The sequence below is a fragment of the Mucilaginibacter sp. P5_A4 genome, assembly GCF_056400605.1.
In genome coordinates this window covers 1-21971 of sequence record NZ_JBFUKX010000035.1, presented here as the reverse complement: position 1 = coordinate 21971, position 21971 = coordinate 1, and the positions used below count along the sequence as shown (strand labels likewise).

Annotated in this window: 23 protein-coding genes and 2 pseudogenes; 12 read left to right on the top strand and 13 right to left on the bottom strand. The window is 40.1% G+C overall.

Features of this window, described 5'->3' with window-relative positions; translation table 11 throughout:
• Positions 1-903 (top strand): histone deacetylase family protein, encoded by a 903-nt coding sequence (locus tag AC1DQW_RS18910; protein ID WP_477455501.1) that lies wholly within the window; start codon positions 1-3, stop codon positions 901-903.
• Here the strand turns inward: AC1DQW_RS18910 and AC1DQW_RS18905 are convergent.
• From AC1DQW_RS18905 to AC1DQW_RS18890, 4 genes are read right to left on the bottom strand one after another with little or no spacing between them, the layout of a single operon-like run.
• Positions 900-2279 (bottom strand): MATE family efflux transporter, encoded by a 1380-nt coding sequence (locus tag AC1DQW_RS18905; protein WP_477455500.1) that lies wholly within the window; start codon positions 2277-2279, stop codon positions 900-902. The genes AC1DQW_RS18910 and AC1DQW_RS18905 overlap by 4 nt on opposite strands.
• A gap of 51 nt (positions 2280-2330) precedes the next feature.
• Positions 2331-2954, bottom strand: a complete 624-nt coding sequence (locus AC1DQW_RS18900; RefSeq protein ID WP_477455499.1) for an AlbA family DNA-binding domain-containing protein — start codon at positions 2952-2954, stop codon at positions 2331-2333.
• A 17-nt stretch (positions 2955-2971) separates the two neighbouring features.
• Positions 2972-3439, bottom strand: a complete 468-nt coding sequence (locus tag AC1DQW_RS18895) for a GNAT family N-acetyltransferase (protein WP_477455498.1) — start codon at positions 3437-3439, stop codon at positions 2972-2974.
• An 8-nt stretch (positions 3440-3447) separates the two neighbouring features.
• The gene (locus AC1DQW_RS18890) at positions 3448-3924 is read right to left on the bottom strand and encodes a DUF4442 domain-containing protein (protein ID WP_477455497.1); all 477 of its coding nucleotides are present in this window, start codon (positions 3922-3924) and stop codon (positions 3448-3450) included.
• A gap of 182 nt (positions 3925-4106) precedes the next feature.
• Between AC1DQW_RS18890 and AC1DQW_RS18885 the strand changes: the two genes are divergently transcribed.
• From AC1DQW_RS18885 to AC1DQW_RS18865, 5 genes are all read left to right on the top strand, one after another.
• Positions 4107-4307 carry a coproporphyrinogen III oxidase gene (locus AC1DQW_RS18885; protein WP_477406096.1) on the top strand — a complete coding sequence of 67 codons (201 nt, stop codon included), beginning with the start codon at positions 4107-4109 and terminating at the stop codon, positions 4305-4307.
• A gap of 496 nt (positions 4308-4803) precedes the next feature.
• Complete coding sequence (locus AC1DQW_RS18880; RefSeq protein ID WP_477455496.1) at positions 4804-5856, top strand: sensor histidine kinase; 1053 nt, start codon at positions 4804-4806, stop codon at positions 5854-5856.
• 13 nt (positions 5857-5869) lie between these two features.
• Positions 5870-7033, top strand: a complete 1164-nt coding sequence (locus AC1DQW_RS18875) for a redoxin domain-containing protein (RefSeq protein WP_477455495.1) — start codon at positions 5870-5872, stop codon at positions 7031-7033.
• Positions 7026-7730 (top strand): LytR/AlgR family response regulator transcription factor, encoded by a 705-nt coding sequence (locus AC1DQW_RS18870; protein WP_477455494.1) that lies wholly within the window; start codon positions 7026-7028, stop codon positions 7728-7730. The genes AC1DQW_RS18875 and AC1DQW_RS18870 overlap by 8 nt, the downstream gene beginning before the upstream one ends.
• Before the next feature lie 362 nt (positions 7731-8092).
• Complete coding sequence (locus tag AC1DQW_RS18865) at positions 8093-9628, top strand: SulP family inorganic anion transporter (protein ID WP_477455493.1); 1536 nt, start codon at positions 8093-8095, stop codon at positions 9626-9628.
• On the opposite strand, the pseudogene AC1DQW_RS18860 reads toward AC1DQW_RS18865, so the two are convergent.
• A pseudogene (locus tag AC1DQW_RS18860) lies at positions 9554-9724 on the bottom strand (transposase); the annotation flags it as partial. The gene AC1DQW_RS18865 and the pseudogene AC1DQW_RS18860 sit on opposite strands and share 75 nt — an antisense overlap.
• Before the next feature lie 338 nt (positions 9725-10062).
• Between AC1DQW_RS18860 and AC1DQW_RS18855 the strand changes: the two are divergent.
• The 6 genes from AC1DQW_RS18855 to AC1DQW_RS18830 all read left to right on the top strand — a co-directional run bounded on the left by AC1DQW_RS18855 (position 10063) and on the right by AC1DQW_RS18830 (position 13232).
• The gene (locus AC1DQW_RS18855; protein ID WP_477455492.1) at positions 10063-10617 is read left to right on the top strand and encodes a YciE/YciF ferroxidase family protein; all 555 of its coding nucleotides are present in this window, start codon (positions 10063-10065) and stop codon (positions 10615-10617) included.
• Positions 10618-10690: 73 nt separating this feature from the next.
• Positions 10691-11140, top strand: coding sequence for a PA2169 family four-helix-bundle protein (locus tag AC1DQW_RS18850; RefSeq protein ID WP_477455491.1), 450 nt, complete (start codon positions 10691-10693; stop codon positions 11138-11140).
• Positions 11141-11441: 301 nt separating this feature from the next.
• The gene (locus AC1DQW_RS18845; RefSeq protein ID WP_477455490.1) at positions 11442-11657 is read left to right on the top strand and encodes a hypothetical protein; all 216 of its coding nucleotides are present in this window, start codon (positions 11442-11444) and stop codon (positions 11655-11657) included.
• On the top strand, positions 11651-12088 hold the full coding sequence (locus AC1DQW_RS18840; RefSeq protein WP_477455489.1) for a type II toxin-antitoxin system VapC family toxin: 438 nt from the start codon (positions 11651-11653) through the stop codon (positions 12086-12088). The genes AC1DQW_RS18845 and AC1DQW_RS18840 overlap by 7 nt, the downstream gene beginning before the upstream one ends.
• 274 nt (positions 12089-12362) lie before the next feature.
• Complete coding sequence (locus tag AC1DQW_RS18835) at positions 12363-12713, top strand: Crp/Fnr family transcriptional regulator (RefSeq protein WP_477455488.1); 351 nt, start codon at positions 12363-12365, stop codon at positions 12711-12713.
• A gap of 129 nt (positions 12714-12842) precedes the next feature.
• On the top strand, positions 12843-13232 hold the full coding sequence (locus AC1DQW_RS18830; protein ID WP_477455487.1) for a RidA family protein: 390 nt from the start codon (positions 12843-12845) through the stop codon (positions 13230-13232).
• Between the two features lie 128 nt (positions 13233-13360).
• Here AC1DQW_RS18830 and AC1DQW_RS18825 read toward each other — a convergent pair whose 3' ends face one another.
• The 8 genes and pseudogenes from AC1DQW_RS18825 to AC1DQW_RS18790 form a co-directional block, all read right to left on the bottom strand.
• A complete protein-coding gene (locus AC1DQW_RS18825; RefSeq protein ID WP_477455486.1) occupies positions 13361-14608 on the bottom strand; it encodes a tetratricopeptide repeat protein in 1248 nt (415 codons plus the stop codon).
• A gap of 6 nt (positions 14609-14614) precedes the next feature.
• On the bottom strand, positions 14615-15733 hold the full coding sequence (locus tag AC1DQW_RS18820; protein ID WP_477455485.1) for a tetratricopeptide repeat protein: 1119 nt from the start codon (positions 15731-15733) through the stop codon (positions 14615-14617).
• A 5-nt stretch (positions 15734-15738) separates the two neighbouring features.
• Positions 15739-18351: pseudogene (gene gyrA, locus AC1DQW_RS18815) on the bottom strand (DNA gyrase subunit A).
• A 163-nt stretch (positions 18352-18514) separates the two neighbouring features.
• Complete coding sequence (locus AC1DQW_RS18810) at positions 18515-18913, bottom strand: hypothetical protein (RefSeq protein ID WP_477455484.1); 399 nt, start codon at positions 18911-18913, stop codon at positions 18515-18517.
• A gap of 10 nt (positions 18914-18923) precedes the next feature.
• Positions 18924-19838, bottom strand: coding sequence for an oxygen-dependent coproporphyrinogen oxidase (hemF, locus tag AC1DQW_RS18805; protein WP_477455483.1), 915 nt, complete (start codon positions 19836-19838; stop codon positions 18924-18926).
• Between the two features lie 85 nt (positions 19839-19923).
• Positions 19924-21174: an MFS transporter gene (locus AC1DQW_RS18800; RefSeq protein WP_477455482.1), complete on the bottom strand. Its 1251-nt coding sequence runs from the start codon at positions 21172-21174 to the stop codon at positions 19924-19926.
• Between the two features lie 107 nt (positions 21175-21281).
• The gene (locus AC1DQW_RS18795) at positions 21282-21479 is read right to left on the bottom strand and encodes a cold-shock protein (protein WP_091142652.1); all 198 of its coding nucleotides are present in this window, start codon (positions 21477-21479) and stop codon (positions 21282-21284) included.
• 141 nt (positions 21480-21620) lie between these two features.
• Positions 21621-21971 (bottom strand): thioredoxin domain-containing protein (locus tag AC1DQW_RS18790; RefSeq protein ID WP_477455481.1); only part of this gene is annotated, 351 nt, incomplete at its 5' end.

Below are 21971 nucleotides of genomic sequence, written 5' to 3'. Positions count from 1 at the left end.
ATGCTCAAAATAGCTTTCGACCCGATATACGCCCACCCATTGCCGGAAGGTCACCGGTTTCCGATGCTTAAATATGAGTTGATCCCGGCGCAGTTAATACGTGAGGGGGTAATATCAAAAGATAATTTATTTTCTCCCGGGTTACCTTCAGAAGAGATAATTCTAAAAACTCATGATAAAGATTACTGGCATCAACTTCGTAATCTGACATTATCATCCAAAGAGCAAAGACGGATAGGATTCCCTTTATCCGCCCGACTGATTGAGCGTGAAATGAGGATAGCCAAAGGAACAATTGATGGCTGTGCCTTCGCTTTTAAAAATCGTATCGCGTTTAATGTTGCCGGCGGCACACACCATGCAGGCACAAACTGGGGGGAAGGTTTTTGTATGCTCAATGATCAGGCCATTGCTGCTAACTATTTATTAAATAGTAATTTAGCATCATCTATCTTAATAATTGATTTAGATGTTCACCAGGGAAATGGTACCGCGCAGATCTTTGAAAATGAGCCGGGGGTATGCACGTTTTCGATGCATGGAGCCAATAATTTTCCCATCCGTAAGGAAAAATCAGATCTGGATATTCCTTTACCAGATGGCACCGGAGATGAAGAGTTTTTAAGCATCTTATATCAAACTTTACCTAAACTGATTCAACAGGTAAAGCCCGATTTTGTATTTTACCTGGCCGGAGTTGACGTATTGAGTACTGACAAACTTGGGAAGCTTGCTTTAAGTAAAGAAGCTTGTATGGCCCGCGACCAGTTTGTTTTTGAACAGTGTGTCGGCAACAATATTCCCGTTCAGGTAAGTTTGGGTGGAGGTTATTCGCCCCGGATCAAAGATATAGTTGACGCACACTGCAATACCTTCAAAGTGGCAGCCGATCTTTATTTCTAATCTTTCGGTAATACGGGTATTGCCTTATCCCGGTGATGTTTACTGATCATATTAAACCGGATGAACAAAAGGATAGAAGCTGTGGCCAGTCCAAGTACCAATCCGTACCATACACCATAAACACCCATATGCAATTTGATGCCAAGCACGTAGCCTATTGGTAAACCAATTACCCAATAAGCTAAAAAGGTTATGATAGTGGGCATGTTAACATCGCCCATGCCACGTAATATACCAAGGCCAACAACCTGTGTTCCGTCGAATAGCTGGAAGAATGCTGCTATGATAAGTAATTGAGCTGCAATGTTTATAACATTTTCATCAGAAGTAAATATCCATGGTAATAAATGCCGGCCTAAGGCAAATATTACTGCTGTTATACTCATAAATATCAGTACAATGTGATAATTAGAGATAGCTCCGAGGCGTAAATTTTTATGGTCGCCAACTCCAAAGTAATTGCCCGATTTTATAGCTGCAGCTGCACCAATTCCACTTGCCATCATGTAGGTCATGGATGCCATTGTAATTGTGATCTGGTGCGCCGCCTGGTCAACAATCCCTATAGTACCAACTAATAATGCGGCACCACCAAAGGCGCTGATCTCGAAAGTATACTGCATTGCTACTGGTGCACCTATCTTCAAAATATTAATAGTACGTAACCGATCAATATTTTTAATGGCAAAACTTTTCAAATACGACTTGAAATTTGCCGATCTGAAAACATAAAAAGCCATTGCGATGGCCATTAAACACCTATCTATCAGGGTGCTGTATCCAACCCCTTTAATGCCCATAGGGTGCACACCAAACAGGCCCTTTACAAATATAATCCCCAAAACAATGTTAATTACATTACCTGCTATAGATATGATCATTGCCTGCATGGTAAAACCCAGCCCTTCGGCAAATTGTTTAAAAGTGTTAAATATCAGGAGCGGGATAAGTGATAAACTTAGTAGCAACAAATAAGGTTTGGCCTCTTTTACAACCATTGGCGATTGGTCGAGATGGCTGATTAAAAGCATTGTGCCAAAATAGATACCGCAAAATAAAACAATGCCGCTCAATACATTTAACAGCAGGCTGTTTGATAACAAACGACCACATTCTTTATAATCCTTGCGTCCGTTATTTTGAGCAATTAACGGGGTAAGCCCATATGAAATTCCCATACCGATAACCAGGGGCATCATGAAAAGACTATTTACCGTAGAAGCGGCCGCCAATGATATTGTGCCTGCAAAATGACCTACAATAATTGTATCAGATATCTGAACAGCGGTATGGCCGGCATTTGATATTACTACCGGGATTGCAAGCTTTAAGCTTTCGGTATAGTAAGGTTTGTATTTTTGGTAAACGGCTTTCATTACTTTTGTGCAGGGCCGTAAAAGTAATAATTAGGGTGGAGAAAACAGCAACTAACAGGCCGTATAATACTCTTCCTTTTCGGTTGTATTGATTCGGATTAAACCTGAAAGGATCAGATCAACCAAAATACGTTGCGTGCGTCTGCGCCCCATTTTTAACAATTCACTGCACTCTTTTATTGTAATTCGATTAGTTTTGGCAAGATAACTTAACAAGGTTTTTTCATTATCAGAATACTCAATCAATACACCCTGGTCGTTGGATGAACGCTTAAGCACTTCTAAAACAATTTTACTTGCCAACACACTTTTATCCTTCACCCTTACATAGGCCCACCATTTGCCGTCATCGGCGAGGGCGTAATGCGGTTTTAGTTCACTTGGCAAGGTATCAACAACAAGTACCAATTTGTCATCAACGTAAATCTCTTCAAATATAGGCTCAAGAGCCGGCCGTATAAACATATGAGCCGCCCTGGTGATCATATAACGTTCCTCATCCTCAGATTTTACACCTTTAATCGTGCCGTCATCTAAAACACCAATCAATAGTTTACCGCCTTTGTTGTTGGCAAAGGATACCATTGTACGGGCTATTTTTTCGCAGCTGGTAATTGTTTTTTTAAAGTCGAGCGTAACGCCTTCTCCCTCAAAAATCAGTTTTTTGATGTTCATTTTTAACTCTCCGGTCCTTAAACTAATTGTTGAGGTTTAATATATGGTGTAAATATTTCCATCCAATTTTCGGGTTTCGAAATCTGGCTAAACCCAAATTGACTATATAACCCCTGGGCATCTGCAGTAGCTAACGACCATCGCCTTAATCCCTGCAGTTCCGGGTGATTAACAATGGTTTGCATCAACCATTTTGATAGCCCTTTTTTTCTAAATACAGGTAAAATAAAAACATCACAAATGTATGCAAAAGTAGCATTATCGGTAACAACGCGTGCAAAACCCGCAAGCTTGTTATCATTATAAACTCCAAAACACATTGAGTTTGCTATGGCTTTTTCCAGCTTTTCGCGCGATATACCTTGTGCCCAATAAGAGTCGTCATTTAAATAGTTGTATATCACATCAACATCCAAAAGTGTTTTGTCGGTTGATATCAGGAAGCCTTTTTTAATAAAAACTTCGTCATTCATAAAAACAGTCATCAATAAAATTACAAATTAGGGTCGATAAAATTGAGGTTGCGTAAATAAACCTCGTTAATTACTGATACACATATTTCGCCCGCCTTATTGTAAATATCAACAGGGTGGTGGGAGGTATATTTGCCCAGCGTATTCAGTGCGTTTTCGGCTTCTGCAATGTCATCATCGCTTAAACTGATCTTAAAATGCACATCAGTTAAGCCTGGTTTCAAATATTCTATAGTTGATGATTTTGACCACACCTTTAATTTATAACCCTTTTTAATTAACAAATGATGAAATAATAAAGGGTAAAATGGGTCTGCAGCTGCAAAAAGTGTTCCCCCAAAAATAGAATTATTGTAATTTTTATTTAAGAAACTCTTTTTGATCTTTACTTCAACACCCCTATATCCTTCATCGAAACCAACTACCCAGATACGCTGAAAAAATAGGGGAGGGTAGAAGCGCAATGCCCACTTTAATATTTTTTCGGATACAACCATAGCTTCTAAATATCTGAAATTTATGTTTAAATAGTTCAATAATGAAGTAAAATATGATAGTTTGACTTCAAAACTCTTTAAATCAGGCTATTTCCGCTAATACGCAAACTTGTTTAAACAATATAAAGCTTATGAGGTTAATAGTATGTTCACTAAAGGATACACTATTAAATTAATTAACTATGAAAAAGCAAATTTTAAGTCTTGCACTTGTCGCGACAATGGTAACTGCAATTGCAACGGGATGCGGCTCAACCAAAGATGCCAGCGGTGGATCTGACACTACAAAAATGGATTCGGCTTCTACAACAACCCCGGCGCCTGCAACAACTGATACCGCTAAAACCGACACCGCCAAAAAGGATACTGCAAAAAAGATGTAATTACCAGTTAAGTTTTACCATAAGAATTCCCGGGGGTTCATGGAAAAACCGGGAACCTTTATGGTATTTTTAATCACTTTAATTTACTTTTATTACACTTTTATTGAGTTTAGGCTAATTTAAAATGTTGTTTATACAACGTCGTCATCATCCCTTAAAGTTGCGCCGTTGGTGGCGGTCGAAAAATGATGCGACCCAAGTTTTTTGGCGATCATTTTATCAAAACAGGCGAGTGACAAGCCACGCCGCTCAGCACATTTACTTCGTAAAATTTAAACCAGGCTTCATCTGTAATTGCTGGAAATCCTTTCGGTTTGTAAGGTTTTAAATTGAAAGATTAAATCATCTTTACAAAAGAATATGTTTATTACTAAAATGATGGTTGTTTCAAACAAAGCCCACGTACCATCGCCATTCACCACAAATTTGGGGTGTTTCGCCACATAAATTATAAGGTATCTGTTTGGTTCGTTTACTTTGAGGTAAAAGAAAGCAAATGAAACCCCGCATCCGTAAAATTCTGTTAAACTGGCTGGCTCACTTTAGTATGGTGTGGGCGGTGATCAACCTGTTTACCGTTGTGCCTTACATTTACTATGTTAACCGGAACGGCGATTATCTTTTTCATGACGATAAAACCGCGGTGAGCCCCTGGGAGTATTTTTTTCAGGCAAATTTCAGGTACGATATCATCGTTGTGGCACTGTTTCTACTTTTGGTAGAAGTTTATTACGTGTATTTTTTTGCAAAGCTAAAATGGCACCAGTTTGCAGCAGGCGGCTTGCTCATCGGTATACTTTCTTTTACCCTGCTGGCGCTGCATCGTCCGGATGCATTGGAACTATTAGGTATATGGTCTGCAGCTCAGCCTGTTTTGTTAATGGCAGCCTACGCCATGGTATATGGTATAATACGCGATTACTTTTACCAGTTAAAGCATAAAAAAGAGCTTCAGCTGCAGCAAGCCGAAAATGAGCTGAATGCTTTAAAATCGCAGTTAAACCCTCATTTTTTGTTTAACAGCCTCAATTATTTATATGGCACCGCATTAAAGGAAAGCGCACCGGTAACTGCCGATGGCATAGATCAGCTATCCGACCTTTTGCGGTACACTATAACCGGCATGCATACCAACTTTGTTCCGCTGGAAGAGGAAATACAGTTTATTAACAATTACCTGGCCTTACAAAAAGCAAGATTACCCGAAAAAGAGGATATGATAATTGATGTGCAGATCAACGCCGCCGAACCCGGTTGGACAATTGCGCCGCTGCTGCTGCTCACTTTTATTGAAAACGCTTTTAAATATGGCATCAGCATGAATGAGTATAGCAACGTGAACATCAGGCTAACCATCAGCAACGGTTGTTTAACCTTGCAGATGGTCAATAAAATAATTAAAGGCAACACCCAGGTAAAAGGGAGCAATACCGGGCTTAAAAGCACGCTTAAACGTCTTGAGCTGCTTTATCCCGGCAGGTATAAACTTGCAAACTCCAATACCGGCACCGATTATAAAGTTTTGCTTCAACTGCAACTGCACAAATAAACCCACATACCTTATGAAAAAATATACTCTTTTTATGATAGCGCTGCTATCGTACCTGGCAGCCAATGCTCAAAATTATGCAGGTGGCGCCTTCAGGTTAATCGTAAAAACAAAAGGGATGGATAAACATACCCGGTTGTTTTTAGCCTGGCAGATTGACGGCCGCAAAATAATTGATTCGGCAAATCTTGATGAGCAAACGGGTAACTATACTTTTACCGGCAAGGTAGACAGGCCATTACCGGCCACCTTAGTTGCCGATCCGGATAGGGTAGGCCTGAATGCCCTGGTACAGAAAACGAAGGCTGGCGCCAGGGTTGACCTGTTAAAGCTTTATCTGCATACGGGCACCATCAACCTCCATACACCGGGCTTGCTCGCAAATGGAAAGTTTACCGGGTCGGTAATTAATGCGGATGATCAAAAATTGCAGCAATTATTAAAAACGATATCCGACCAGCAACTTGCTGTGAGTGTACAGCTAAGAGCAGTCCGCGATACCCTGCCTTCACGCAGGTTAGCTACGCAACTGGATAGTTTAAGCAGGCTCAGAAAGCCTATCCTGAAAAAGTTTATTATAAATAATCCGGGTAGTTTTATAGCGCTGGTAAGTTTATCAGCGTACGGCGGCTCTTTTCCTGATGTGCATATAATTTATCCGATGTTTAAAAAGCTTGCACCGGAGGTCAAAAATTCAGTGCCTGGCCAGGAATACCATAAATTTTTACTGGACCGCGAAAACCTGGCTAGCGGCACAAAAGCGCCCGAATTTACCCAAACCGATACTGCCGGTAAACCTGTTAGTTTATCAGCCTTCAGGGGGAAATACGTATTGCTGGATTTTTGGGCATCGTGGTGCGGGCCATGTCGGGCCGAAAATCCGCACATGCGCCAGCTCTACCAGGATTTCGGGAACCGGAATTTTACTATATTAGGTATATCTTTAGATGCCGCTGACGGAAAAACCGCCTGGATAAAAGCGATTAATGACGATCATTTAAACTGGGCACAGGTATCGGATTTAAAACACTGGAGCAATAGCGTGGCAAAGCTTTATAGTATATACGCCATACCGCAAAGTTTTTTGATTGACCCCAAAGGAATTATTATAGCTAAAGGACTAAACTACCAGGAACTAAAGAATATGCTAAACCAAGTATTACCCAAAAATGATTAATGCAATTGCCATAGATGACGAACCGGTTGCGCTGGACATCATAAAAATACATGCCCAAAAAGTACCTTATTTGCAACTAAATACGGTATTTTTAAGTGCTACCGAAGCTTTAACCTACCTGGATTCGACGCCAACAGACCTGGTTTTTTTGGATATCAATATGCCCGATATTTCGGGCCTGGAGTTTGCAGGCCTGGTGAAGCATAAAACGCAAATAATATTCACAACAGCTTATGCCGAACATGCCTTAAAAGGCTTCGACCTGGCTGCCACCGATTATTTGCTTAAACCTATAAACTTCAGCAGGTTTTTGCAGGCTTGCCAGTTGGCCAATGGCAGGATGCAGCAATTGGCTCCACCAAACGGCGTGCACCAAAAGTGTTTATTTGTTAAAGACGGCCATAACTGGGTGCAAATTGTATTTGGCGATATACTGTACATACAGGGGCAGGATAATTATGTGTGCATAGTAGAGCAAAATAAACAAACCCTAACCCGCATGACCCTGGCCGAATTACAAAATAAGCTACCCGGCGACCTGTTTTTGAGGATCCATAAATCGTACATTGTGGCAATATCCAAAATTGAAAAGGTTGAAAACCACCAGTTAATTATAAAACCGGCCAAAATTCCATTGTCAAAATCATCGCGTGAGGAGCTATTAAGCCGTTTAAATACTGCTTCGGGTGGGAGCTGATAGGAGTAGAGTTGTTTGATTTCATTAAGGTATTTAATCTGCCGGCTTTTCAATCAAAAACAAAGCATGTACAACAAGGAGTAGGGAAGTTGGCCCCAACAGAAAGTACGATTATTCGCCCAATTTACTAACTTTGCGACAATGACAAATGCCATATACAATAGTCCAGGTACACCATTCTGAGTTACCTTCCGGTAGACTAATAAAATGGTCAAAGCCTTTAAGTTTACGCTGCGATAACGTCATAGTATTTTTTTCAAACAATTTCTTTTTTACATTTTGCACGAGTTGTGCATTCATCTTTTTTTGATGTTGCTATTCCTGCGAGCTTGACAAATTCATCCTTAAACACACATTTTTATATGCCGGGCTTTAAATTGAACCTATTCGACTTTTCCCAAAATATCAATTACAAAAATGAAATATTTGCAGGCCTTACAGTCGCTATGACTATGATGCCTGAGTCACTATCATTTGCGATACTCGCAGGTTTTCCTCCATTGGTTGGCTTGTATGCAGCTTTCATTATGGGATTGGTAACGTCAATATTCGGTGGAAGGCCAGGTTTGATTTCCGGTGGCGCAGGTGCTACCGTTGTTGTATTAATTGCCCTAATGAAATCTAACGGCCTTGATTATGTTTTTGCAGCCGTAGCTTTAGCGGGAGCAATTCAAATATTAGTTGGCTTATTCAAGTTAGGTAAATTTATACGCCTTGTGCCGCAACCTGTGATGTATGGATTCGTCAACGGATTAGCTGTGATCATTTTCATGGCACAGCTGCAGCAGTTTAAGACAGTAGTGGGCGGCCATGAAGCCTGGTTAACGGGAACTCGACTTTATATTATGGCCGGATTGGTGGCGCTCACCATTGGAATTGTTGTTTTATTACCTCGAATAACTAAGGCAGTACCACCGTCTTTAGTTGCAATTATTGTTGTCTTTATCATTGTTCTTTGTTTTGGAATACACACCAAAACAGTTAGAGATATTGCAGCAGTAAGCGGTGGTTTCCCGCCATTTCATATTCCAGCAGTGCCGTTTAATTTAGATACCTTAAAAATCATTTTTCCTTACGCCGCTATTATGGCAGGCGTTGGCTTAACAGAAGGACTGCTAACACTAAATCTCGTTGATGAAATGACCGCTACCCGTGGGAACGGCAACCGTGAAGCTATCGCACAGGGAGGTGCCAATATCCTAAACGGGTTTTTCTTTGGAATGGGCGGCTGCCCGATGATCGCACAAACATTAGTAAATCTTTCTGCCGGGTCCAGAGCAAGATTATCGGGGATTATCGCTTCATTAACCATACTTATAATTATCTTATTTGGTGCTCCTGTCATCGAACGTGTACCAATGGCTGCCTTAACCGGTGTAATGATCATGGTGGCCGTTGGCACATTTGAATGGATTAGTTTCCGTATCATCAATAAAATGCCGAAACAAGATGTGTTTGTGGGCATATTAGTAGCGCTGATTACTATCTGGCTCCATAACCTTGCTTTAGCTGTACTAATTGGCGTGATTATTTCAGCATTGGTGTTTGCCTGGGAAAGTGCAAAAAGAATCAGGGCCAGAAAATATGTGGACGATGCAGGTGTTAAACATTACGAGATATTTGGACCATTATTCTTTGGCTCTGTAACGGCCTTCAATGATAAGTTTGATGTATTAACTGATCCTGAAGAGGTAATAATCGACTTTAAGGAAAGCAGGGTGTCCGATATGTCGGGCATTGAAGCATTAAATAAATTGACAGAACGTTACCGTCAGGCAGGCAAAAAGCTTCACCTAAAACATTTGAGTCAGGATTGCCGCATACTACTTAAAAACGCAGCTGAGGTTATTGATGTGAACATCATCGAAGATCCGACATATCATATTGCTACCGAATAGCTGTCTGTTCCCTTTTTTGATTGGTGTATTTTTTGTTTTACCTGCACTTTTATTATTACCAGGTACAATACCGCAGCATGCTATAAAATGATCTGGGAGCTTAAAGGTGCAAGCGGCAGGGGAGAGGCATCAGTCAAGTCAGGTCTTCATAAATAGTTGGCATGTACCCTAAAAAAACCTGAAAGCGTTTTCGTCCATGCTTTGGTACTTGAGCTGCACTATACCCGGCAACCAATTGCATTAAAGATTTTTAATCGGTGGGAGAGTTTTTGGCATGACTTTTTAGCCCAGATCATATTTACTACAAGGCAATATGCTGCTATTTTTGTGGTGTATTTAATTATTTATATAATTTATTAATTACAAAATTAAATTTCACAAAACTTTATTTTTCTGCCGATGTTGTTAAAAGACATTTTATAAACCAAATATCTATGGCAACTTCAACAAAAAGTAACGGAACCAGAACCGCTACGACAAAAACCGGAAAAATGGAAAATTCAGAATTTCATGAATTTTTTGTAGATGAATTGAAAGACATTTACTGGGCAGAAAAACACCTGGTAAAGGCCTTGCCAAAAATGAAAAAAGCGGCCACGAGCCCCGAGCTTGCTGCGGCTTTTGACAAGCACGCACAGGAAACCCAAACCCACGCAGATATGTTGGAACAGGTATTTGAGCTACTGGGCGAAAAAGCGGCAGCAAAAAAATGCGATGCCATGGCAGGCCTGTTGGAAGAAGCTGATGGTATTATTGAAGATACCGATGCCGGAACTTTAATTCGTGATGCGGGTTTAATCCTCGCTGCTCAAAAAGTAGAACATTATGAGATAGCAACCTATGGAACGCTTAGGGCTTTCGCCGATAGTATGGGACATACGGATGTGGCGGCCTTATTAGGCAGGACGCTGGAAAATGAAAAAGCAACCGACCAGGCGTTAACTGCTCTTGCAGAAAGTTCCATTAACGAACAGGCTGCTGCGGAATAAGAACAACCATTTATACTTGTTTGGTATGTAACAGCGCGTGAATGGGGATATGTAAACATTTATTAAAATATCTATGGAAACTACAGAAAAAACAATCGACGTATTAAACGACCTGATCGAGATTAATAATGACCGCGCCGCCGGCTTTGAAAAAGCAGCGGCCGATTTGAAAGACGAAAACATCGACCTGAAAGCTACCTTTGACCAACTGAGTCAGCAGAGCCGTGTAAATGTAACCGAACTGGCTGCTGCGGTGGGTCGTAATAACGGCGATCCGGAAACCGGTACCAGCGTGTCGGGTTCATTGCATCGTGCCTGGATAGATGTAAAGGCCATGTTTAGCGGCGGCGATCGTAAAAGTATACTCGAAGAATGTGAACGCGGCGAGGATGCAATCAAGAATGCTTACCGGAACGCTTTGGCCGAAACTAATTTGGAGCCGGAAGTACGCGGGTTGCTCACGAAACAGCAACAAGGTATTAACGCCAGCCATGATACCATCAAACGTTTACGGGATATTTAGTAACACCAATCGTTAATTTACTTTACGGGAAAAGAGCCACACCAATTTGATAAGTGTAGCTCTTTTCTTTTACTGTACGGAAAATTTAGGGAACCTGGTTGTTACAAATGAATTTTTCCAAACAAATTTCTCTTTTTGAAATTATGGTTTTTTAGTTGAATATGTGATTTACCCTTAAGCCCTTAACAGGGCTTTTTATTGTTCTTATTGTATTATTTGTAGACGAATTTTCGCCAGGCTAAACGCCTGCATCTTTTATGGCTAATGGTTTTTGTAGATAATATTTTTTAAATTTGTGACTATGAATGCAGATTTAAATGTAAATGACATCTTATTACAGGTTAAGCGCCTGGATAAGGAAGACCAGCTTAATCTTTTAGAAAAGCTTGCGTTGTTAATTCGTAAATCTGAACGCAAGGAAAATAAAACCAAGTTAACTTCTATTTCTGGTGTAGGTTCTTCTTTATGGAGTAATACTGATATTGACGGATACGTTGACCAAGAAAGACAGTGGTAATAACTGATTTTTATCAAAAGCGCATCTTTCTGGATACCGCTCCGCTAATCTATTTTATCGAAGGCCATTCAACTTACCAGGATAAATTAATGGCGTATTTTACTTCGAACGATAATGGCGATTTTACTTTCATTACCTCTTCCATTACTCTTTTAGAAGTTTTGGTTAAACCTTTAAAGGAGGGTAAACCAAAACTCGTTACCCAGTATAAAAAGATATTATTAAACGCTGAAGGCATTCAAATCTTTGAAATTTCCAACGAAATAGCGGAGAAAGCGGCTGAGCTCAGAGCCAAATATAGTTTAAGAACTCCCGACGCCTTGCAAATAGCAACAGCACTGGAGCACAGGGCAGATTATTTTCTCACTAATGATCATCGCTTGAGTTCAGTAACAGAAATTAGCATTGTTACATTATTAGACATGCAATAAACCGGAGTGGATCTGGACATTCGAGATACCAGATAAAGTTGTTTTTTTATATTCTCTGATAAATGCAGGAAAAACTAAGGGAACATATAGAAAAAATAGTACCGCTCACTGATGACGAATTTGCGTTTGTGTGCTCGCATTTCACTATTAGAAATTATAAAAAACGCGAATTTCTTATTCAGAAAGGTGAAAGCGTAAAGTATTGTTATTTTGTGATTTCGGGGCTTTTAATGTTGGTATATAACGATGAATTCAGCATATTGTTTCCTTTGCGATGGAAGACTGGTGGGAAAGTGATTTTCTGGCCTATTATACGCAAACTAAAGCAACAATGTCGCTAAAATGCCTTGAAGACACCACTGTGTTTTGCCTTTCGCTGCAAGATTACCAAAAGTTGTGTACAGGCCTCCAAAAGATGGAACATTTTTTTCTTAAAAAAGCAAATTCCGGTCACATTGGTTCGCAGCAGCGCATATTGTCTTTCCTAACCTCCAATGCAAAGGAGCGCTACGAACAATTACTAAAACGGTATCCTTCACTATTTCAAAGAGTGTCTAAAACCCTGATAGCTTCTTATCTGGGTGTTTCGCGCGAAACCCTTAGCAGGCTCTGGCGTTCTGCTTAGTATTATTTCCCTCATTTTTAAAATTGTGATGTTTGTCACAAAAAAAATATACGTGCTGTCTTCATCTTTGCGGTGTACATTTTTTATTAACTCTTGTGCCTGTAGTGGCACAAACTAAAAAACAAACAAATGCAAAAACGAATAATTAATCCCTGGCAATGGCAGGATGAACGCAGTTATGTGCAAGCCGTTGAAGTAAAACAGCCAGAAGGCACACTCTATGTTTCGGGGCAAACGGCCATAGACGCTGATGGAAAAGCAAGTACCGGTGATATGAAAACCCAATTGGTACAAACCATACAAAATTTAGAACAAGTTATCAGCGAGGCAGGGTACAATTGTGGAGATATTGTGCGGTTAAATATCTATACAACTTCGTCGGCAGAGCTTTTCGAATGCTTTGATATTTTTCAAGCCTGGATAGCCAAGCATGGCATTAAGCAAGCGACCACTTTATTAGAAGTGAAAAGCCTTTTTGAAACATTAAAAATTGAATTGGAAGCTACAGTTGTGAAATAATCAATTTTAAAAGTTACCATATCAATCTATTTAACATGATATGAATATTAGTCTCATAATTAACATTATGTTAAATAGCTATATTAAAGAGAAAGGCTTTACATGAAAGCCTCTCCTTTTTTATATTATTATTGTTTTGGTAATGCCTCTATCTGTGCTTTTATTTTGTTTGCATTAGCATCATCTTTTACACCCAGGTAATAGGTTCTTAAGTTTGTTAATGCATCAATTGATTTTGGATTTAAATCCACTGCTTTTAACAAGTATGGTTTCGCTGCTTCAAATTGCGCTTTAGCTTTAGCAATAGCTGCATCGTATTCTTTTTGTTTATTGGCCGGAAGTTTATTGGCAGCATTGTAATCGTCAATTGCGGGGTTAATTATTACATAGCCCAAATTCAAATTTGCTTCAAAATAATTAGGATCTATCTCTAAAGCCTTTTTGTACATATCTGCAGCTTGTTTGTAGTTTTCAACTTTTGTAGCCTGTAATTTACTTTTGGTAACAGGATCTTTTGCTTTGGCTTGTTCTTTAATTACTGCTTCTGCTGTTTGTGAATACGTTAAGCCGGCGTAATAATAAAGTGTTTTATTTTTAGGATCAGCAGCTAATGCCTTCTGGATCTTATCTAAAACCTCTTTTTCTTTCCCGGTTTGCAGGCTTATTTCTATTTCTCTTTTACGCAGGTCAGCACTGGCCGGGTACTTTGCAACACCCTCGGTTACCGTTTTAAGGGCATTTGCAGTATCCTTACTTAATAGGTAAACTGATGAAAGATCCATGTAAACACCAGGTATTTTTGAAAATTTGGTGGTGACCAGTTTTGTATAATTTGCTATTGCAGCCGGGTAATTATTTGAGTTTGCCGCAGATAAACCGGTGTAATAAATAGCATTGGTATCTTCGGGCAATATGGTGCGGTAATAATCAAAGGATTTGTAGGCAAGGTCGTATTTACCGCTTCCGTATTCGGCAACGCCTTTTGTAAGCTGGTATTGGGCCAGGTTTAAGTTACCTGCATCAATAAGTTGCTTATTTTCGCCCTTAGTATCCAGCTCTTTTGCTTTTTTTAATGCCTCTTCTGCCGTGGTAAACAAAGGCAATGAGGTAGCAGCTACCGAATCCTGGTTTGCAAAGGTAGAGTAAATAACACCTTTTAAAGCGTAAGTAAGCGGCAATGTAGCAGTTTTTTCGTTTGCTGCAGCCTTGTCAATAGAAGTTCGGGCAGAAGTTAAACTTGCTTTTGCTAAAGGTGTACCTCTTAATCCTTCGTACTTTTCGTACTCAGATTTTGCATTGTTTAACTCGCCTTTTTGTGCAAACGTTGTTGCTGAAACTAAGCCTAAAAGACCAGCCATCAAAAGTTTGATTTTCATGTTTTATTAATTAGTTAGCTGTTTTAATTTATTGTTTATTTTGTCTAATTGATCTTTATTGCTGGTTTTGGCATACACCAATTGCAATGCCTGCAAACCTTTAACATTGTTTGGAGATAATTCATTAGCTTTTTCGAGCCATTGAATGGCCATTCCAATATTTTTAGTGCTCTCCCCTTCTTCCTTGGTTATTGCGCTTTGTTTCAGGTACATTAAACCTAAATTAAATACCGGTTCATAAGCCGAGCCATTTAACTCAATAGTATGTAAATATAGGGATTCGGCGCGGTCGTATTTGTTTAAATGATCATAACAATTAGCGGCTACAAATGCAATATCGGCGTTATTTGCATTAATATCAAGTAGTTGCCCTATTAATGGTTCTAACGATTTATAATCTTTTAAATTATTGTAGATATTAGCCTCATCAAGCAATAAAAATCTGTCGGCCGGTAAAAGCTTCCTGCCCTTTTGCAATATTTGCAGTGCTTTTGAGGTATCGCCCAATGATTTATAAATACTTGATGCTGTTTCAATGTACTCTGTACGGGTACTATCTACAGCTAATAAATTACTGTAGTATTTAGCGGCATCAACCAAATTGCCCATTTTATTGTTTGAATAGGCTATATAATCATTAAGTTGCTTAAAATTGGGTGCATATTTCTTTGCGTTTTCAAACGATTGCCGGCCATTTGCGAAATCGGAGTTGTTTACAAACTCAAAACCCTTACGTATATATACATTGGCAAGACAGCGTTTTGAATAATCAATTTCGGCCTGGTAATTATAAATTTTGCTTTTAGCCGATAATTTATCCACCAATGCAGCTGTTTCTGCCAATAACGTTGCCGGCTGCCCGCTTGTATTGGTCGAATCGATATACAATATACTGGCATTGATTAATGCCCTGTAAGTGTTCTTTTTCAAATCAGATGAATCTGAACGGGTGATGATTAAGCTATCGGCAGATTTTTTTGCCGCTCTTAAATATTTCAGATCCTTGTTCTGTTTATAAAAAGCAAGGTTATTAACTACAACTTTTAGCGCTTCTGATTGCGCGAAGGCAAAAGTTGTAGTAATAAATGGTATTAAAACAGATAAAACAATTTTACGGCACTGCATATTTTTTATTCAGTTGGTTCGTCAGTTGTTGGTTCTGCGCTTTCTCCGGTTGCCTCATTTTCTGATGATGCTTCAGGGCTTTCAGTTCCCTCTGCGTTCTCATCATCTGGAGTTATTTCGGCATTTTCATCAATTTCCTTCTCTTCATCCTCGTCATGCTCAATTTTTGCTACCGAAGCAATTTCATCATTTCCTTTCAGGGTTATTAAACGTACACCTTGCGTAGCCCTGCCCATTGTGCGCAGCTCGCTGATGGCAATACGGATTATTATACCCGATTGATTGATGATCCTCAGATCTCCCTTATCAGTACCACCTTTTAAGGCAACTAGGTTTCCGGTTATTTCAGTAATTTATAAAGTTTTCACACCCTTACCGCCACGGTTAGTTACCCTGTAGTCGTCTATATCGGTACGTTTACCGTATCCTTTCTCTGATACTACCAACACCGTTGTTTCACTATCATCGATACTAATCATGCCTACAACCTCATCGGTCTGGTCATCAAGTGTAATACCACGCACACCGGTTGCGGTACGACCCATTGGCCTTACAGTTGATTCATTAAAGCGGATTGCCCTGCCCGATTTAAGCGCCATTACAATTTCGCTGCTGCCGGTGGTTAAGGTTGCTTCCAGTAATGAATCACCTTCGTTGATGTTGATGGCATTGATGCCATTTGCACGCGGACGTGAGTAAGCCTCCAGAGATGTTTTCTTGATGGTACCTTTACGGGTACACATGATGATGAAGTTATTCTCCAGGTATTCTTTATCCTTAAGACTGATAAGCTTGATGTAAGCCTTAATATTCTCTTCTTTAGGGATATTAATAATATTCTGGATGGCACGGCCTTTAGAAGTACGTGTTCCTTCCGGAATTTCAAATACCCGCAGCCAGTAACATTGACCGGATTCGGTAAAGAACAGCATGTAGTTGTGATTGGATGCAACCAGCAAATGCTCAATAAAGTCGGCATCGCGGCTATTGCTGCCGATAGAACCCTTACCACCCCTGCCCTGGCGACGATATTCGGTTAACGGGGTACGTTTAATATAACCCTCGCGCGATATGGTGATCACCACATCTTCATCCTCAATAAAGTCTTCGGTTTGCATTTCGGCAGATGAATGAACCATTTCGGTTCTGCGCTCATCGCCATATTTTTCTTTAATTTCTAAAAGCTCATCCTTAATGATCTGCATCCTTAAGCCTTCATCAGCTAAAATAGATTTTAAATGCTCAATCAGTTTCATTAAAGCTGCATATTCATCTTTGATCTTATCACGCTCAAGTCCGGTTAACCGGCGAAGCGTCATATCTAAAATAGCGCGAGCCTGCAGGTCGCTTAAGCCGAACTGGCTCATCAAACCTTCTCTTGCTTCATCAGGAGTTTGCGAAGCACGTATCAGGCGGATTACCTCATCAAGGTGATCCAGAGCGATCAATAAACCTTCTAAAATATGCGCCCGCTTTTCGGCTTCAGATAGCTCAAATTTGGTACGGCGTACAACTACCTCGTGCCTGTGTTCAACAAAGTGATGGATCAGGTCACGCAGGTTAAGCATCATCGGGCGGCCGTTAACCAATGCGATGTTGTTAACACTGAATGATGTTTGTAACGCGGTGTACTTAAACAAATTGTTTAATACAATGGCTGCATTGGCATCGCGTTTAATTTCGTAAACAATGCGGATACCTTCCCTGCTCGATTCGTCACGGATGGCCGATATGCCTTCCAGTTTTTTATCATTAACCAACTCGGCGGTACGCTCAATCATTAATGCCTTATTTACCTGGTAAGGCACTTCGGATACAATGATGCGTTCTCTTTCGCCGTGATGCATTTCAATTTCGGCCCTTGCGCGGATCACTACCCTCCCACGACCTGTTTCCAATGCTTCACGCGGACCCTCGAAGCCATAGATGATACCACCTGTAGGAAAATCGGGCCCTTTAACGTATTTCATCAGCTCTGATACCTCTATCTGGCGGTTATCTATCAATGCCATAGTAGCATCAATAACCTCCGATAAGTTGTGCGGGGCCATATTGGTGGCCATACCTACCGCAATACCAGATGCACCGTTAACCAGCAGGTTAGGGAATTTTGCAGGTAAAACGGTTGGCTCCTGTAACGAGTCGTCGAAGTTTAATTGAAAGTCTATAGTGTCCTTATTGATATCAGCCAGCATTTCTTCGGCCAGCTTTTGCAGGCGCGCCTCGGTATAACGCATTGCCGCAGGTTCATCACCATCAATAGAACCGTAGTTGCCCTGTCCTTCAACCAACAGGTAGCGCAAGCTCCATTCCTGGGCCATACGTACCATGGTATCATAAACAGATTTATCACCATGCGGGTGATACTTACCCATTACCTCCCCCACAATACGGGCAGATTTTTTGTAGGGCTTGTTGTTGTTTAAACCCAGATCGAGCATGCCAAATAAAACACGCCTGTGTACGGGCTTAAGTCCATCGCGAACATCGGGTAATGCCCTGGAAACGATTACCGACATTGAATAATCAATGTAAGCAGATCGCATTTCCTCATCAATATTTATCGAAATTATCCTGTCTTCTTTGTGTGAATTATCGTTTTCTGTTCCTTCGGCCATTTTTATTTATTTGTGGAATCTTCTCTCTATAATTGCCCGTTTAAATTGATTTTTAAACGACCTGCGAAGTTAAGAAAATAGTTGACTAATGTGCCAATTTTGGCAACAATATGCATGCATAATTTATACACACAAGCTAATTTATTAACCTTGCAGGCTAAGTTTATTTGATCTTTACCCAGTGATCTTCAATCTTATTACCATTGGGCAAAATGGTGAATAATTTAAGTGTATCATTACTAATTGCATAGGTGTATTTCACTGTTTTATTGAGTAATTCTGAGGATTGCAGGCTGTAGGTTTGTGTTTCAAAACAAGTATCAGCCTCAAGTTTGTAATCTCCTTTTTCGTAAACAACATCCTTCTCCCCTTTTTCTTTTAACACGGCTTTATAATGCGATTCATCATATACGCGTTGTAAGGAATAAGCAGTAGAAGCGCTATCTGTTTTACCATTAACAACACCTCCCCTATATTCCCAGGTGCCTTTCAGCGGATAATCATCCACGATAAAGGAGCACATGGTACTTATGAGTATAATTGGCAGAATAAGCTTTTTCATAGGTAATGATTTAAACCCAGCTGATACCTTTTTTTAGCAGCGATAACGTTTTTTCTTCTTCGCTGCCGGGTACCGCCTGGTAGTTATAAACCCATTTGGCTGTGGGTGGCAGGCTCATGAGTATTGATTCGATACGGCCATTTGTTTCGAGGCCAAATTTGGTGCCCGCATCATAAACCAGGTTAAATTCGGCGTAGCGGCTGCGGCGTTGATATTGCCACTGCTGCTGCTCATCGGTGAATGCTTTGTTGCGATTACGGTTAACCAGCTCTGTATACGCCGGAATAAATGACCTGCCCAGGGCCTTTGAAAAATCAAAGATGTTCTCCCAGCTTAATTCATCATTAGCGGTTAACCGGTCGTAAAAAATTCCGCCTATCCCCCGTGTTTCGTTTCGGTGTTTGATATAGAAGTAATCATCCGCCCAAAGTTTAAAACGGTGATAAAAATCATGATAATAGCTGTCGCAAACAGCTTTTAAATTAGCGTGAAAGAAACGGGCATCTTCCTCAATAACGTAATGCGGAGTAAGATCGATACCTCCGCCAAACCATCTTATTGGTTTTTCGGCGCCGCCAAAAGAAGATGGCATCTCGAAATACCTGATGTTCATATGGATAATAGGAACCAAAGGATGGTTTGGATGGATCACTATAGATACCCCGGTAGCGAAAAAATCATCTGACTCCACCTGCAGCGCCCTTTTCATGGTATCGGGTAATTGACCATGTACTGCCGAAAAGTTTACTCCGCCCTTTTCAAAAATATTTCCATTTTGGATTACGCGTGTACGGCCCCCGCCGCCGCCTTCCCTTTCCCAGTTCTCTTCTTCAAACTTGGCCTGTCCGTCGGTTAGTTCAAGCGCCGCACATATCTCATCCTGTATCTGTTTGTAATCAGCGGCTATTTGTTCTTTGCTTATCATTAATGCAAATGTAATTTAATTTGAGAATTTGAAGATTTGGCAATTTGAAAATGTAAATAGCGTCAATAATTACCAAATCTTCAAATTAACTTATCTCCACATAGTCAAGGTCTTTACCAAAGGTTTCCTTTAGCTGGCTTAACGAAAATAATGCAATGAGTGTAAGGATGCCCATCATGATATAGCCACTGGTTATCATGCCATAGCTTTTTACAAAGGCTGCAAAAGCCATATTAATTGGAATTAAAGATCCCCTTACAAAGTTTGGAACTGTAGTGGTAACTGTTGAACGAATGTTAGTACCAAATTGCTCGGCTGCAATGGTAACAAATGTTGCCCAGTAGCCAACAGAACAGCCCATGAAAAAGCAGAGCCACACAAACCGGGCATTGGTTAAATCTTTTGAGCTTAAATAAAATATAACGCTCACCACCGATAACAATAAAAATACCGCCATGGTAAGTTTTCTTGATTTGGTGACCTGGGCAAGCAGTCCGGCAAAAATATCACCAATGGCTATGCCAATGTATGTGTATAAAACCCCATCGGCAGCGCTTAAGGCTTCTTTTGCTCCCAGGGCTTTGCCAAACTCAGGCGATAAGGTAACCAATACCCCCACCACATACCATAAAGGCGCCCCGATAAGGATACAATAAATGTATTTTTTAAACTTATCCCAACTGCTAAATAACATAAAGAAGTTTCCTTTTGATACCTCGCTTTGCTCAATGTTTTTAAACATACCCGATTCAAAAGTTCCTATCCTCAACAGTAATAAAAGTATGCCAAGCCCCCCACCTACTTTATAGGCATTTTGCCAGCCATGTTTAGCTACCATTACAGCAGCTGCCGCGCCAAATAAACCAATTACCGCTACAATCATGGTTCCGTATCCGCGTTTTTCTTTACTCAATGTTTCGCTTACCAGGGTAATGCCTGCGCCAAGTTCGCCGGCAAGGCCAATACCTGCAATAAACCTAACCAATGCATAGGTGTTTACATCGTGCACGTAAGCATTAGCAAAATTGGCTATTGAGTATAAAAGAATGGAACCAAACAGCACTTTAATACGGCCCAGCTTATCGCCAATTACACCCCACAAAATGCCGCCCAATAAAAGGCCAAACATCTGCACGTTGATGATAAACACGCCCTTAGGTAATACATCTGCCGCAGAAACGCCAATATCCAGCAAGCTGGCTTTACGTACTATCGAAAAAACTAAAAGATCATAGATGTCAACAAAATAGCCAAGGGAAGCCACAAGAACCAGGAATATCATATTTCTTGTAGCTTTGGAAGCCGTAATATTAGTAGAAGCGGTAACATTAGTCATAGTTATATAGTTGATTGGCTAAAGTAGCAGAATTATACATAATCGAAAAAAATAGCACAAAAAAAACCTCTGTGGTTGCAGAGGTCTGTTGTGAAGACTTTGGTTAATTATGCTTTTTTAACATTTACTGCCTGTAATCCTTTTCGGCCTTCTTCCACTTCGTAAGTAACGCTATCATTATCTTTAATGGCATTTACGCCGCCCTGTACATCCTTAAAGTGTACAAAAAGATCTTTACCATCATCGGTAACAATAAAGCCATAACCTTTTTGTGTGTTAAACCATTTTACTTTTCCAGTTTTCATAATTATAATTAGTATTAAAAATTTTTGTTATATAGATTAAAAACTAAAGCCAAACTGAAAATAAAATGGTTTTAATGTTCAGACGGAATAGATAACCCTATCTTTTTCAAATATATAAAATAATTAATAAACCAAATAAAATTATTTATTTGGTTGCGGAGTAATCCTTAAATAGGGTTTTATGGCAGTATAACCCTTTGGAAATTTGGCAGGAATGTCTTCAGTTTTAATTGCAGGCACTACAACTACGTCCTCGCCATCCTTCCAATCAACCGGTGTGGCTACCCCATAGTTCGCGGTTAATTGCAATGAATCTATCACCCTTAAAATTTCCTGGAAATTGCGGCCTGTTGATGCCGGGTATGTGATGATCAGCTTTACAGCCTTATCAGGGCCAATGATGAATAATGAGCGCACGGTTGCATTTACTGATGCGTTTGGATGGATCATATCATAAGCTTCAGAAATTTTGCGGTCTTCATCAGCAATTAT